Source organism: Variovorax sp. FG153 (assembly GCF_057809595.1).
On the sequence record NZ_JBMDKG010000053.1, the window covers coordinates 26,162 to 39,433 of the forward strand.

A 13,272-nucleotide genomic window follows, 5' to 3' on the forward strand; every position below is an offset into this window, starting at 1 on the left:
TCGCGCTATCAGCAGTGTTCCCACGCGCATCCGACCCTCCAACCACAGGAGTCCCCCATGGAAAGCCCCACGACCTCGATCACCCGGCGCGATGCTCTCATCGCGACCGCCGCCACCGCCGCGGCAGTCTCGTCCCACCTTCCCGCCGCGGCCGCGCCGGCCGCAGCATCACCACCGCCCACGAACATGCCCTCCACCAGACTCTCGTTGCAGGTCAACGGCCAATCGCATGCGCTCGAACTCGACACGCGCACGACCCTGCTCGACGCACTGCGCGAACACCTGCACCTGACCGGCACCAAGAAGGGCTGCGACCACGGCCAGTGCGGCGCCTGCACCGTGCTGCTCGACGGACGCCGCATCAATTCCTGCCTCACGCTCGCGGTCATGCACGAGGGCGCGCAGGTCACGACCATCGAGGGACTGGGCACGCCGCAGGCCATGCATCCGCTGCAGGCGGCCTTCGTCAAGCACGACGGCTACCAGTGCGGCTACTGCACGCCGGGCCAGATCTGTTCGGCGGTCGGCGTCATCGACGAGGTGCGCCGCGGCGTGCCCAGCCACGTGAGCGCCGATCTCACCGCGCGGCCGCTGTTGTCGGCCGACGAACTGCGCGAGCGCATGAGCGGCAACATCTGTCGATGCGGCGCCTACTCGAACATCGTCGATGCCATCACCGAGGTGGCCGGGAGCCGCGCATGAAGCCCTTCACCTACGAGCGCGCGCAGACGCCCGCGCAGGCCGCGGCGGCCGTGGCCGGCCATCCCGGCGCCAAGTTCATCGCGGGCGGCACCAACCTGCTCGACCTGATGAAGCTGCAGATCGAGGCGCCGGTGCACCTGGTCGACGTGAACACATTGAAGCTCGACCGCATCGAGGCGACCACCGACGGTGGCCTGCGCATCGGCGCGCTGGTGCGCAACACCGACCTGGCGGCCGACGAGCGCGTGCGCCGCGACTACGGCGTGCTGTCGCGCGCACTGCTGGCCGGCGCCTCGGGCCAGCTGCGCAACAAGGCGACCACGGCCGGCAACCTGCTGCAGCGCACGCGCTGTCCCTACTTCTACGACACCGACCAGCCCTGCAACAAGCGCCGTCCCGGCAGCGGCTGCAGCGCGATCGGCGGCGTGACGCGGCAGCTCGCGGTGATCGGCGCCAGCCAGGCCTGCATCGCGACCCATCCGAGCGACATGGCGGTGGCGATGCGCGTGCTCGACGCGGCCGTCGAGACCGTGAAGCCCGACGGGCGCACGCGCGTGATTCCGATCGCCGACTTCCACCGGCTGCCCGGCGACACGCCGCACATCGAGACCGCGCTCGAGCGCGACGAGCTGATCACCGGCGTGACCTTGCCGCGGCCCGTGGGTGGCACGCAGATCTACCGCAAGGTGCGCGATCGCGCTTCCTATGCCTTCGCGCTGGTGTCGGTGGCGGCCATCGTGCAGCGCGACGGCACCGGGCGCGTGGCGCTCGGCGGCGTCGCGCACAAGCCATGGCGCATCGAGGCCGCCGAGGCCGCGATGCCGCAGGGCGCGCGCGCGGTGAGCGCACGGCTTTTGGCCGATGCGCAGCCGACCCACGAGAACGCATTCAAGTTGCCATTGGCCGAACGCGCGCTCGCGGCGGCCCTGGTGCAGGCGAGGAGCTGAACATCATGAAATTCGACACCCCCGCGACCACCAACGCGATCGACCAGCTCAAGGTCATCGGCCGGCCCACCGACCGCATCGACGGCCCGGTCAAGACCACCGGCAGCGCGCGCTATGCCTACGAGCGCCATGCCGAAGTGCCGGGCGCGGCCTACGGCTACGTGATCGGCGCCGGCATCGCCAAGGGTCGCATCGCCTCGATGGACCTGCGCGCCGCGCAGGCCGCGCCGGGCGTGCTGGCGATCGTCACCGCGCGCAATGCCGGCAAGCTCGCCAAGGGCGACTTCAACACCGCCAAGCTGCTGGCCGGCCCCGAGATCGACCACTACCACCAGGCGGTGGCCGTGGTCGTGGCTCAGAGCTTCGAGCAGGCGCGCGCCGCGGCGCAGCTGGTGCGCATCGAGTACACGCGCGCGGCCGGCCGCTTCGACCTCGCGGCCGAGATGGCGTCGGCGAAGCCGCCCAAGGCCAGTGCCTTTTCGGGCGAGCCGGAGACGAAGGTCGGCGATTTCGCGGGCGCCTTCGCCGCGGCGCCGGTGCAGCTCGACGCGACCTACAGCACGCCCGACGAGTCGCACGCGATGATGGAACCGCATGCCTCCATCGCGCAGTGGCAGGGCGACCGGCTCACGATCTGGACCGCCAACCAGATGATCGCCTGGGGCGTCGGCGACGTCGCCAAGACGCTGGGCATCCCGAAGGAGAACGTGCGCCTGGTCTCGCCTTTCATCGGCGGCGGCTTCGGCGGCAAGCTGTTCGTGCGCGCCGATGCGCTGCTCGCCGCGCTGGGCGCGCGCGCCGCGCGTCGGCCCGTCAAGGTGGCGCTGACGCGGCCGCTGATGATCAACAACACCACGCACCGGCCCGCGACCGTGCAGCGCATCCGCATCGGCGCCGCGCGCGACGGCCGCATCACCGCCATCGCGCACGAGGGCTGGTCGGGCGACCTCGAGGGCGGCCAGCCCGAGACGGCGGTCAACCAGACCCGGCTGCTGTATGCCGGCGCGAACCGGCTCACGGCCACGCGGCTCGCGGTGCTCGACCTGCCCGAGGGCAACGCGATGCGCGCGCCCGGCGAGGCGCCGGGCCTGATGGCGCTCGAGGTCGCGATGGACGAGATGGCCGAGAAGCTCGGAATCGATCCGATCGCGTTCCGCGTGCTCAACGACACCCAGGTCGATCCCGAGAAGCCCGAGCGCCCGTACTCGCAGCGCAGCCTGATCGAATGCCTGCGCACCGGCGCCGAGCGCTTCGGCTGGAACCGGCGCAACGCGTCGCCGGGCCAACAGCGCGACGGCCGCTGGCTCGTCGGCATGGGCGTGGCCGCGGCCTTCCGCAACAACCTGCTCACGAAGTCGGCCGCGCGCGTGCGGCTCGACAACCGCGGCGTGGTCACGGTGGAAACCGACATGACCGACATCGGCACCGGCTCGTACACCATCATTGCGCAGACCGCCGCCGAGACCATGGGGCTGCCGCTCGACAAGGTGCAGGTGCGGCTCGGCGATTCGGCCTACCCGGCCTCGGCGGGCTCGGGCGGGCAGTGGGGCGCGAACAACTCGACCTCGGGCGTGTTCGCGGCCTGCATGAAGCTGCGCGAGGCGGTGGCGGGAAAGCTGGGCTTCGCGGTCGCCGATGCGAGCTTTGCCGACGGCATGGTGCGCGCCGGCGAACGCGCGGTGCCGCTGGCCGAGGCCGCGGGCACCGAAGGCCTTTCGGCCGAGGACGGCATCGAGTACGGCGACCTCGACAAGAAGTACCAGCAGTCGACCTTCGGCGCGCACTTCGTCGAGGTCGGCGTCGATGCCGTCACCGGCGAGATCCGCGTGCGGCGCATGCTCGCGGTCTGCGCCGCGGGCCGCATCCTCAACCCCAAGGCCGCGCGCAGCCAGGTGATCGGCGCGATGACCATGGGCGTGGGCGGCGCGCTGATGGAGGAACTGGCGGTCGACAAGCGGCACGGCTTCTTCGTCAACCACGACCTCGCGGGCTACGAGGTGCCGGTGCATGCCGACATCCCGCACCAGGACGTGGTGTTCCTCGACGAGACCGATCCGATCTCCTCGCCGATGAAGGCCAAGGGCGTGGGCGAGCTCGGCATGTGCGGCGTCGCGGCCGCGGTCGCCAACGCGGTCTACAACGCGACCGGCATCCGCGTGCGCAGCTATCCGATCACGCTCGACAAGCTGCTCGATCGACTGCCGCCGGTGGCCTGAGCAACCTCAACGCGGCTGCTGCTGCGTGGTGCAGTGGATGCCGCCGCCGCCCGCGGCGATCGCATCGATGTCGAGCTGCACCACCTCGCGCTTCGGGAACAGCTCGCGCAGCAGTGCGCGGGCGTTGCCGTCGGCGCGCGCATCGCCGAACTGCGGCGCGATGACGGCGCCGTTGCAGACGTAGAAGTTGATGTAGCCGGCCGCGAACTCGTCGCTGTCGTAGGCGTCGCGCACCGAATCCGGCCCTGCGAGCACTTCCACGCGCAGGCGCTGGCCGCGCGCGTCGGTGGCCTGTCGCAGGATCTCGAGGTGGCGCCGGGTCACGGCATGGTCGTAGGAATCGGGGTCGTTCTCCAGGCCCGCCACCACGATGCCCGGTGCCGCGAAGCGCGCATAGAAGTCGGTGTGGCCGTCGGTGATGTCGCGGCCCGCGATGCCGGGCAGCCAGATGATCTTGCGCAGGCCCAGCAGGCGCCGCAGTTCGGCCTCGCAGTCCTCCTTGCGCCAGCCGGGATTGCGGTTGGCGTTGAGCACACAGCTCTCGGTGATCAGCGCCGTGCCCGCGCCGTCGACCTCGATGCCGCCGCCCTCGAGCACCAGCTCCGTGGCCAGCGGCCGTGCCTTGGCTGCACCGCTCACATAGCCCGCCACCTCGGCATCGTCGGCATGGGCCTGCTTGCCGCCCCAGCCGTTGAAGTTGAAGTCGACGCCGCCCCATTCGCCCGCCGCATTGCGCACGAACACCGGCCCGGTGTCGCGCATCCAGAGGTCGTCCACCGGCTGCACCTCGAGCTGCACGCGGTTGCCGCACAGGCGCGCGGCCAGGTCGTGCTCGCGTTCGCGCACCAGCAGGTGCACGGGTTCGAACTCGGCGATGGTGCGCGCGATGCGGGCCAGGTGCTGGCGCACCGGCGTCAGCAGGCGCCGGCCCCAGATCGCTTCGCTCGGGCCGAAGGACATCCAGGTGGCGCGGTGCGGCGCGGCTTCGTCGGGCATCAGCCAGCTTTCGGGCGTGGCGGCGGGCGAGGCGGCGATGCAGCCCAGCGGCGCGAGGCCGAGGGCGCTGGTCAGGCGGCGGCGGGTCATCGAGAAATGCATGTCGGTCTCCTGGCGAAAGCGTTCGGGGTCACGCCGGCTCCTGCTGCGTGGTGCAGTGGATGCCGCCGCCGCCCGCGGCGATGGCATCGATGTCGAGCTGCACGACCTGGTGGCTCGGCAGTTCCGCGGAAAGCGCCGCGCGGGCCGCTGCGTCGGCCGCCGCATCGCCGAACTCGGGCAGGAACACGGCCTTGTCGGTCAGCAGGAAATTCACGTAGCCGGCCGCGAACTCCTTGCGTGCGTAGGTGGGGCGCACCCGGCCCGGCGTGGCCAGCGTGACGATGCGCAGGGCGCGTCCGCGCGCATCGGTCGCCGTGCGCAGCAGTTCCAGGTGGCGCCGGGTCACGGCATGGTCGAAGGACTCGGGGTCGTTGTCCAGTGCCGCCACCACCACGCCCGGCTTGAGGAAGCGTGCATAGAAGTCGGTATGGCCGTCGGTGATGTCGCGGTTGGCGATGCCGGGCAGCCAGATGATCTTCGTGAGTCCCAGCAGGCGCTGGAGCTCTTCCTCGGCCGCGGCCTTGGTCACGCCCGGGTTGCGGTTCTCGTTGAGCACGCAGCTCTCGGTGACGATGGCCGTGCCTTCGCCGTCGACCTCGATGCCGCCGCCTTCGAGCACCAGGCGGCTGCGCAGCAGCGGCACGCCCGCGAGTTCGGCCATGCGCGCCGCCACCGTGGCGTCGCGCGCATGCGGCTGCTTGCGGCCCCAGCCGTTGAAGTTGAAATTCACGGCGGCCCGCTCGCCGCGGGCGTTGCGCACGAACACGCAACCCGTGTCGCGCATCCAGAGGTCATCGATCGGGTGTTCGATCAGCTGCACGTTGGAGCCGCAGAGCTGGCGTGCCGTGGCCGCATCCTCGGCGTTCACGAGCATCTTCACCGGCTCGTAGACGCTGATCGCATTGGCGATGCGCGCCAGCGCGCGCTGCACCGGCTGGCGCAGTTCGGCGCTCCAGATCGATTCGCGCGCGGCGAACGCCATCCAGACGGCGCGATGGGCACCGCCCTCGTCGGGCATGCGCCAGACGCTGGCGGGTGCAGGGGAAGGCGCGGGCGCGGGAGCGGGCGCCGGCGGCGGAAAGGAGAGCGAGGGGCCGCCGGCGCTGCCGCCGCCACCGCCGCAGGCGCTCAGCAGTCCATGGAAGAGGCCCAGGCCACCGAGGCCCAGGAGCGTTCGTCGAGTCGTCATAAGAATCAGGGTTTCTACGGAGTCCCGGATTCTGTAGACGCTCACTCATCCGCACAATTGATCTTTTCTGGCCATATCAATCGATATGGCTCATGAAATGGCCGTCTTCACGCGCGAAGCCCCACAGGCTGTCGAACACCTCGCGCACCAGCGGCAGGCGCGACGGGCCTTCCGTGCGGGAGATCCAGAGGGTGCCGAGCGGCAGGCTCGGCGAGGCCGCCAGGTGGCGCAAGCGGCCGCTGCGCAGCGCATCGTCGGCCGAGAGCCGCGACACCAGCGCGAGGCCGCGGCCGCGCAGCGCGGCGTCGAGCAGCAGGCGCGGGTCGTCGTAGATCGCGGCCTTGCGCAACTGGCCGAAGTGCTCGCGGATGAAGGGGCCGATGCGGTCGCTCGTGAGGTCGGGCTCGAGGCACAGCAGGCCGGGCGCGGCATCCGTGTCGGCGTCGGGCAGGCCGACCGCCACCAGCTCGTCGCTCAGCAGCGGCACCTCGAACACGCCCGGCTGCTGCAGCGGCTCGCGCGTGATCGCGATGTCCACGTCGAGCTCGTCGATGAAGCGGGCGCTCTCGTCGACCGAGACGATCGGGCAGAGGTCGGGATGCGCCTGCAGCAGCCGGTCGATGCGTGGCTGCAGCCAGCCGTGCGCGACGGGCGCGGGGCAGACCAGCGTGACGAGGCGGTCGTCCATGTAGGTCTCGATGCGGTGCAGGCCGTGGCGGATCTGCTCGAGCGACTTGCCCACGCTGTCGAGCAGCAGGCCGCCGGCCACGGTCAGCTCCACGCCGCGTCCCTTGCGCCGGAACAGCGGCTGGCCGACCTGCTGCTCGAGCTGCGCGATCTGGTGGCTGATGGCCGATTGCGAGACGTGCAGCTCCTCGGCCGCGCGCGAGTAGTTGCCCAGGCGCGCGGCCGCTTCGAAGCCGATCAGGAATTTGAAGGAGGGCAGTCTGGCGTTGGACATGGGAACCCGGTCGATGGATCGGCACACAAGATAGCGCCTTTCATCGACGGGGTTCAGTGCGCGGCGTCGGCGTCCTCTTCGTGACCACCGCCATACAGCTGCGCCAGCACCTCCACCGGGTGGCGCAGGCGCCGCGCCCGCAGCCGTTCGACCTGGCTGCGGCACGAATAACCCGTGGCGAGAAATTCCGCCGGCGCGGGCTCGGCCGCCAGCAGCGGCGCCCACGACTGCGAGAAGATCCGCTGCGAGGTCTGCAGGTTGCGCTGCTCGTGGCCGTAGGTGCCCGACATGCCGCAGCAGCCGCTGGCCTGCGCCTCGAGCCGCAGGCCGGCGCGCGCGAACACCCGGGGCCACAGCGCGGCGGCCGCGGGCGCGTTGGTCTTCTCGGTGCAATGCGCGAGCAGGCGGAAGTCGCCCGGCGCGGCGCGCGGCGGCGCTTCGGCGGGCAGCGCATCGAGCAGCCATTCCTGCGGCAGCAGCACCGAAGGCAGGCGCGCCATCCGCGGCAGCTTGGCGTACTCCTGGCGGTAGACCAGCGTCATCGCGGGATCGAGGCCGACCAGTGGCACGCCGCATTGCGCCAGCGCATCGAGCATGTCGGCGTTGCGGCGCGCCGCGCGGTCGAAGGCACGCAGGAAGCCCTGCACCTGCAGCGGCTTGCCGTTGGGCCGGAAGGGCGCGAGCCACACGGTGCAGCCCAGCCGCGCGGCCAGCGCGATGAAGGCCGCGAGCACGGGCGTCTCGAAGTAGCGCGTGAAGGCGTCCTGCACCAGCACCACCGAGCGCGCGCGCTCGTCGGCACTGAGCCGTGCCAGCGCCGAGGGCGTGGCGTGGCGCACGTTCCAGCGCCGCAGGGTGGCGCCGAAATCGAAGCGGCTCAGCAGTGGCGCATCGACCATGCCTGCATGCCGCGCGAGCAGGCCGCGCACCGCGGGCAGGGCCATCAGGCCGTTGTAGAGCGCCGGCATGCGCGCGAGGCCGGGCATGCTGTATTCGAGCGAGCCGATGAAATAGTCCTTGAGCGGGCGCAGGTAGCGCGCGTGGTAGAGCTCGAGAAAGCGCGCGCGGAACTCCGGCACGTTGACCTTCACCGGGCATTGCCCCGCGCAGGACTTGCAGGCCAGGCAGCCGGCCATCGCTTCGTAGACCTCGTGCGAGAAGTCGTCGGCGGCCTTCGCGCGCCGCCGGCCGTTGCGCCAGCGCGCGGGCAGCCCGGCCAGGAACGAGGGCTGCCGCGCCGCGGCCTGCAGCACGTCGACGCCGGCCTCGCCCTGCAGCCGCAGCCATTCGCGCAGCAGCGAGGCGCGCCCCTTGGGCGAATGGCGGCGCTCGCGCGTGGCCTTCCACGAGGGGCACATGGCGTCGTCGGGGTCGAAGTCGTAGCAGGCGCCGTTGCCGTTGCAATGCAGGCCGCTGGCGTAGCTCTGCCACACGCGTTCGTCGATGCGGCGGTCGGCGTCGGCGCGCATCGGCACCTCGTCGATGCGCAGCAGCGCCGCATCGACGCCCGCGGGCGTCGCGATCTTGCCGGGGTTGAGCTGGTTGTGCGGATCGAAGGCGGCCTTGAGTTCCCGCAGCGACGCATACAGCGGGCCGAAGAAGGCCGGTGCGTATTCGGAGCGCACGCCCTTGCCATGCTCGCCCCAGAGCAGGCCGCCGTACTTCTGCGTGAGCCGCGCGACCGCGTCGGAGAGCGGGCGGATCAGCGCGGCCTGGGCCGGGTCCTTGAGGTCGAGCGCGGGCCGCACGTGCAGCACGCCGGCGTCCACATGACCGAACATGCCGTACGAGAGGCCGTGGCTGTCGAGCAGCGCGCGGAACTCTGCGATGTAGTCGGCGAGCCGCTCGGGCGGCACGGCGGTGTCTTCCACGAAGGGCTGCGGCCGCGCCTCGCCCTGCACATTGCCCAGCAGGCCCACCGCGCGCTTGCGCATCGCATAGACCCGGGTCACGGCGGCATGGCCGGCCGCGATGGTGTGGCCCAGGCGCGCCGCGCCGGCATCGCGCGCGAGGTGCGCGACGAAGGCCGCGACGCGGGTCTCGAGTGCCTCCAGCGAATCGCCGCTGAACTCGACCATGTTGATGCCGCGCGTGGGCGCGCCGTCTTCGCTCGAGGGGAAGTAGTCGGCCACGCCCTGCCACACGATGTCCTGCATCGCGAGCCTCAGCACGCGCGAGTCCACGGTCTCGATCGACAGCGGCGCATGCGCCATCAGCGCCTGGGCGTCGCGCAGCGCATCCATGAAGCTCGCATAGCGCACGTTGACCAGCATCGTGTGGCGCGGAATCGGCAGCAGGTTGAGCTCGGCCTCGACGATGAAGCCCAGCGAGCCTTCGGCGCCGCAGAGCACGCTGTTGAGGTTGAAGCGGCCGTCGCGCTCGCGCAGGTGCGCGAGGTCGTAGCCGGTGAGGCAGCGGTTGAGCCTGGGAAAGCGTTGCTCGATCAGCGCGGCATCGCGCTCGGCGATCCGGTGCGCGCAGCGCCAGGCATCGCCCACGCGGCCGGGGCGTGCCAGCTGGGCCTGGAGTTCGTCGGGCCCGGCGGGACGGCTGTCGAAGCGCTCGCCGCCCGGCAGCACGACCTCGAGCGCGAGCACGTGGTCGCGCGTCTTGCCGTAGCTGCAGCTGCCCTGGCCGCTCGCGTCGGTGCTGACCATGCCGCCGATGGTGGCGCGGTTCGAGGTCGACAGCTCGGGCGCGAAGAACAGGCCGTGCGGCGCGAGCGCCGCGTTGAGCTGGTCCTTGACCACGCCGGCCTGCACGCGCGCCACGCGCCGCACCGGATCGATCCAGACGATGCCGTTCAGGTGCCGCGACAGGTCGACCGCGATGCCGTCGGTCAGCGACTGCCCGTTGGTGCCGGTGCCGCCGCCACGCGGCGCGAGCACCACACGCCGGTGCTCGTCGCGGTCCATCAGTCTCGCGAGCCGCACCACGTCGTCGGCATGCTTCGGGAACACCACGGCCTGCGGCAGCCGCTGGTAGATCGAGTTGTCGGTCGCGAGCACCGTGCGGTCGGCATGACGCTGGCTGATCTCGCCCTCGAAGCCTGCGGCGGCCAGCGCCGCGAGAAACTGCCGATAGTGCTGCGCCAGCGTGACCGGGGGTGGAACGTGGGCGATCATGGCTGGCCGTGCGTGCCGATCAGTCCGCCTTGAGGCGGCCTTGCTTGACCAGCCGCGCCGCCAGCACCGCGTCCTCCTGCACCAGCCGCTGCAGGTAGGCCGCGCTCTCGGCGAAGGGCTCGCTGCCCAGTTCGCGGATCGGCTTCGAGAACTCCGGCTCGGCCACCGACTTCGCGATCCAGCCCTGCAGGCTCGCGACGGTCTGCGGCGCGATGCCCCTGGGCGCGAACACGCCGACGAAGGTGGTGGCGTCGAAGTTCGCAATGCCCTGCTGCGCCAGATTCGGCACGCCGGCCAGCATGCCGCCGACCTGCGGGCCGAGCACCAGCAGCGCGCGCAGGCCGCCGCTCTTGATGTGCGGTGCCGAGCTCGTGATCTGGTCGATCACGGCGTCGATCTGGCCGCCGAGCAGGTCGACCACGGCCGGTCCCGAACCCTTGTAGGGCACGGCATTGACGCGTGCCTTCGCGGCATCCTCGAGCTGCAGCAGCGCCAGGTGGTTCGGCGAGCCCGGGCCCGCATGGCCGATGGTCACGTTCTCGCTCCCGGCCTGCATCGCCCGCAGGAAGTCGCCCGCGGTCTTGAAGCGCGCATCGTTGGCGCGCACCACCACCACCACGGGCGTGCGGCTCAGCACGGCCACCGGCACGAAGCTGTCGGCGCGGTAGGGCACCTTGATCATCTCGGGCAGGGTGCCGAGCTGGCCCGGCGTGGCCACCAGCAGCGAATGGCCGTCGTTCTCGGCGCGCGCGGCCCAGCCCGTGCCCACGGCACCGCCGCCACCGGCGCGGTTGTCGACGATCACCGACTGCCCCGCATGCCGCGTCAGCGGCACGCCCAGGGTGCGGGCGGTGATGTCCACGTTGCCGCCCGGCGCGAAGGGCACGATCAGCGTGAGGGGCTTGGTCGGAAAGGCGCGGCCCTGCGCCCTGCCGGGCCAGGCCGCCGCCGATGCGGCGAGCGCGACGCCGCCCTGGATGAAGGTCCTGCGGTTGAACTTGTTGTCGGTCATTCGAACGTCTCCCTGTGATGAATCAATGGTTCCAGTAAAGCTGCGTGGGGTTGTGCACCAGCACCTGCTGCAGGTCGCCGTCGGGCAACCAGGCGCGCAGCGCTCCGGCCAGTTCGCTGCTGGCGGGAGCGCGTGCGTCGATGCCGGGATGCGGCCAGTCCGATCCCCAGAGGATGCGTTCGGGGTTGGCGCGCGCCAGCGCATGGGCCAGCGGGATCACGACGGGATCGGTGGCGCAGGCCGATGCACTGAGCCGGTAGGCGCCCGAGAACTTGACCCAGGCGCGCCCTTCCGCGAGCAGCGCGCGCAGGTTCGCGAGCCCGCGGCCCTGCGGCGTCCAGCCCGGGGCCGGATGGCCGAAGTGGTCGACCACCACCTGCAACCCGGCGGCGGCAACGCGCGGCACCAGAAAGGGATCGCGTTCCACGTCGACCAGCAGTTGCAGGTGCCAGCCGAAGGCCGCGATGCGGCTGGCAATGGCGCGCAGGCTGGCGGCCGACACGCCGCCCGAGAACAGCGCGTTGCAGCGCGCGCCGCGCACGCCCAGCGCGTGCAGTTCCTCGATCTCGCGCTCGCTCGTGTCCTCGAAGATCACGGCCACGCCGCGCATGCTGCCGGGCGCCGCTTCGCGCAGCGTGCGCTTGAGCAGCGAATGGTCGCGGCCGTAGACGCTGGGCTGCACCAGCACGCAGCGCTCGACGCCCACCGGACCGAAGGCGGCCCGGTAGTCGGCCATGGAGGCCGGAGCCGGCGTGTACGAACGCTCGTCGATCAGCGGAAATTCGCGCGCGTCGCCGAAGACGTGGAAGTGGGTGTCGCAGGAGCCTTCGGGGAATATCTCGGGGCGGCCATCGCTCGCGGGCGGGTGGCGGTCGTGCGGGGAAAGCGAGGTCATGGAGAGGAAGCTGGGGATGCGGGCTTATTGTTCTAAGACGCCCCCGCATGCGGCAAGATCATCTTTGTCATCTTCATCGTGAACCGGATTCATCCCATGAACGCCGCCGGCGGTCCGCCCCTGAACCTGCGCAGCATCGACCTCAACCTGTTGGTCATCTTCGAAGCCCTGTTCGAGGAGCGCAGCGTGGTCAAGGCCGCCACCCGGCTGGGCCTGACCGCCTCGGCCGTGAGCCATGCGCTGCGCCGCCTGCGCACGCAGTTCAAGGACCCGCTCCTGACGCGCACGCCGCAGGGCATGGCGCCCACGCCCGAGGCCGTGCGGCTGGCCACGAGCTTCCGCAAGGCCTTCAGCGAGATCGAGAGCGCGATCGAGGTGCGCGGCGGCTTCGATCCCGCGACCGCGCGCCGCACCTTCCACCTGCGGCTGTCGGACTACGTCGGCGTGCTGCTGCTGCCGCGGCTGTGCATCCACCTGAGCTCGGTGGCGCCCGGCGTCAGCCTGTCGGTGCAGTCCTTCGACATGTACCAGCCCTCGGACCGCGTGGAGTACGAGGGCGTGGAGATCCGGCTGTCGGTGTCGCGCGGGCGCTCGGTGCTGTCGGCTTCGCGGCGCATCCTCGACGACCAGTGGATGGTGCTGATGCGCAAGGGCCATCCCGCGGCCTCCGAACCGATGACGCTCGACAGGTACCTCTCGCTGGGCCACCTCAAGGTCTCGGGCGTGGGCAGCAGCATCCTCGACGAGATCCTGGCCGAGCGCGGGCTCGCGCGCCGCGTGATGATCCAGGTGCCGACCTGGCTCGGCATGGTGCCGGTGATCGAATCCACCGACCTGATCGCCGCCATGCCCGCGCACTGGATGGACAGCGTGCTCTCGGGTTCGGACTGCGTGGCGGTGCCGATGCCGCTGCCCGAGCTGGGCCTGTCGATCGACGCGGTCTGGCATCCGCGCAACGAGCACGACGCGGGCCACCGCTGGTTCCGCGAGCTGATCCACCGGATCTTCGAGGAGGCCTGCGACAAGTCGCGCGTGCTGCGCTGAACGCCGCCGCGGCCATCGATGACGAAAGCTCACGAGAGGCCCAGGACTCATCGCTTGTGCCCCCGCGTGCCGCGCCGGAAACT

Annotated in this window: 10 protein-coding genes; 4 read left to right on the plus strand and 6 right to left on the minus strand. The window is 71.1% G+C overall.

Annotated elements, in window-relative coordinates; all coding sequences use genetic code 11:
* The first annotated feature begins 57 nt into the window (after positions 1-57).
* From paoA to paoC, 3 genes are read left to right on the plus strand one after another with little or no spacing between them, the layout of a single operon-like run.
* The gene (gene paoA / locus ACODT0_RS35645; protein WP_422095984.1) at positions 58-702 is read left to right on the plus strand and encodes an aldehyde dehydrogenase iron-sulfur subunit PaoA; all 645 of its coding nucleotides are present in this window, start codon (positions 58-60) and stop codon (positions 700-702) included.
* Complete coding sequence (locus ACODT0_RS35650; RefSeq protein ID WP_489043404.1) at positions 699-1,649, plus strand: FAD binding domain-containing protein; 951 nt, start codon at positions 699-701, stop codon at positions 1,647-1,649. Before paoA ends, ACODT0_RS35650 begins: the two co-directional genes overlap by 4 nt.
* Positions 1,650-1,654: 5 nt before the next feature.
* The gene (gene paoC / locus ACODT0_RS35655) at positions 1,655-3,865 is read left to right on the plus strand and encodes an aldehyde oxidoreductase molybdenum-binding subunit PaoC (protein WP_296740564.1); all 2,211 of its coding nucleotides are present in this window, start codon (positions 1,655-1,657) and stop codon (positions 3,863-3,865) included.
* 6 nt (positions 3,866-3,871) lie between these two features.
* On the opposite strand, the gene ACODT0_RS35660 is transcribed toward paoC, so the two are convergent.
* The 6 genes from ACODT0_RS35660 to ACODT0_RS35685 form a co-directional block, all read right to left on the minus strand.
* A complete protein-coding gene (locus ACODT0_RS35660) occupies positions 3,872-4,963 on the minus strand; it encodes an agmatine deiminase family protein (protein ID WP_422095986.1) in 1,092 nt (363 codons plus the stop codon).
* Positions 4,964-4,991: 28 nt separating this feature from the next.
* Entirely contained in the window at positions 4,992-6,152 is a 1,161-nt protein-coding gene (locus ACODT0_RS35665; RefSeq protein ID WP_489043405.1) for an agmatine deiminase family protein, read from the minus strand.
* Between the two features lie 76 nt (positions 6,153-6,228).
* Positions 6,229-7,113, minus strand: coding sequence for a LysR family transcriptional regulator (locus ACODT0_RS35670; RefSeq protein WP_489043406.1), 885 nt, complete (start codon positions 7,111-7,113; stop codon positions 6,229-6,231).
* A gap of 53 nt (positions 7,114-7,166) precedes the next feature.
* A complete protein-coding gene (gene ydiJ, locus ACODT0_RS35675; protein ID WP_489043407.1) occupies positions 7,167-10,238 on the minus strand; it encodes a D-2-hydroxyglutarate dehydrogenase YdiJ in 3,072 nt (1,023 codons plus the stop codon).
* 19 nt (positions 10,239-10,257) lie between these two features.
* Complete coding sequence (locus tag ACODT0_RS35680) at positions 10,258-11,250, minus strand: tripartite tricarboxylate transporter substrate binding protein (RefSeq protein WP_489043408.1); 993 nt, start codon at positions 11,248-11,250, stop codon at positions 10,258-10,260.
* Positions 11,251-11,272: 22 nt separating this feature from the next.
* Positions 11,273-12,145 carry an amidohydrolase family protein gene (locus ACODT0_RS35685; RefSeq protein ID WP_489043409.1) on the minus strand — a complete coding sequence of 291 codons (873 nt, stop codon included), beginning with the start codon at positions 12,143-12,145 and terminating at the stop codon, positions 11,273-11,275.
* Between the two features lie 96 nt (positions 12,146-12,241).
* Between ACODT0_RS35685 and ACODT0_RS35690 the strand changes: the two genes are divergently transcribed.
* A complete protein-coding gene (locus ACODT0_RS35690) occupies positions 12,242-13,189 on the plus strand; it encodes a LysR family transcriptional regulator (RefSeq protein WP_261216966.1) in 948 nt (315 codons plus the stop codon).
* Positions 13,190-13,272: the final 83 nt, after the last annotated feature.

Coding starts and splice junctions, on each gene's coding strand:
- paoA (WP_422095984.1), top strand. CDS start 58: ATGGAAAGCCCCACGACCTCGATCACCCGGCGCGATGCTCTCATCGCG.
- ACODT0_RS35650 (WP_489043404.1), top strand. CDS start 699: ATGAAGCCCTTCACCTACGAGCGCGCGCAGACGCCCGCGCAGGCCGCG.
- paoC (WP_296740564.1), top strand. CDS start 1,655: ATGAAATTCGACACCCCCGCGACCACCAACGCGATCGACCAGCTCAAG.
- ACODT0_RS35660 (WP_422095986.1), bottom strand. CDS start 4,963: ATGCATTTCTCGATGACCCGCCGCCGCCTGACCAGCGCCCTCGGCCTC.
- ACODT0_RS35665 (WP_489043405.1), bottom strand. CDS start 6,152: ATGACGACTCGACGAACGCTCCTGGGCCTCGGTGGCCTGGGCCTCTTC.
- ACODT0_RS35670 (WP_489043406.1), bottom strand. CDS start 7,113: ATGTCCAACGCCAGACTGCCCTCCTTCAAATTCCTGATCGGCTTCGAA.
- ydiJ (WP_489043407.1), bottom strand. CDS start 10,238: ATGATCGCCCACGTTCCACCCCCGGTCACGCTGGCGCAGCACTATCGG.
- ACODT0_RS35680 (WP_489043408.1), bottom strand. CDS start 11,250: ATGACCGACAACAAGTTCAACCGCAGGACCTTCATCCAGGGCGGCGTC.
- ACODT0_RS35685 (WP_489043409.1), bottom strand. CDS start 12,145: ATGACCTCGCTTTCCCCGCACGACCGCCACCCGCCCGCGAGCGATGGC.
- ACODT0_RS35690 (WP_261216966.1), top strand. CDS start 12,242: ATGAACGCCGCCGGCGGTCCGCCCCTGAACCTGCGCAGCATCGACCTC.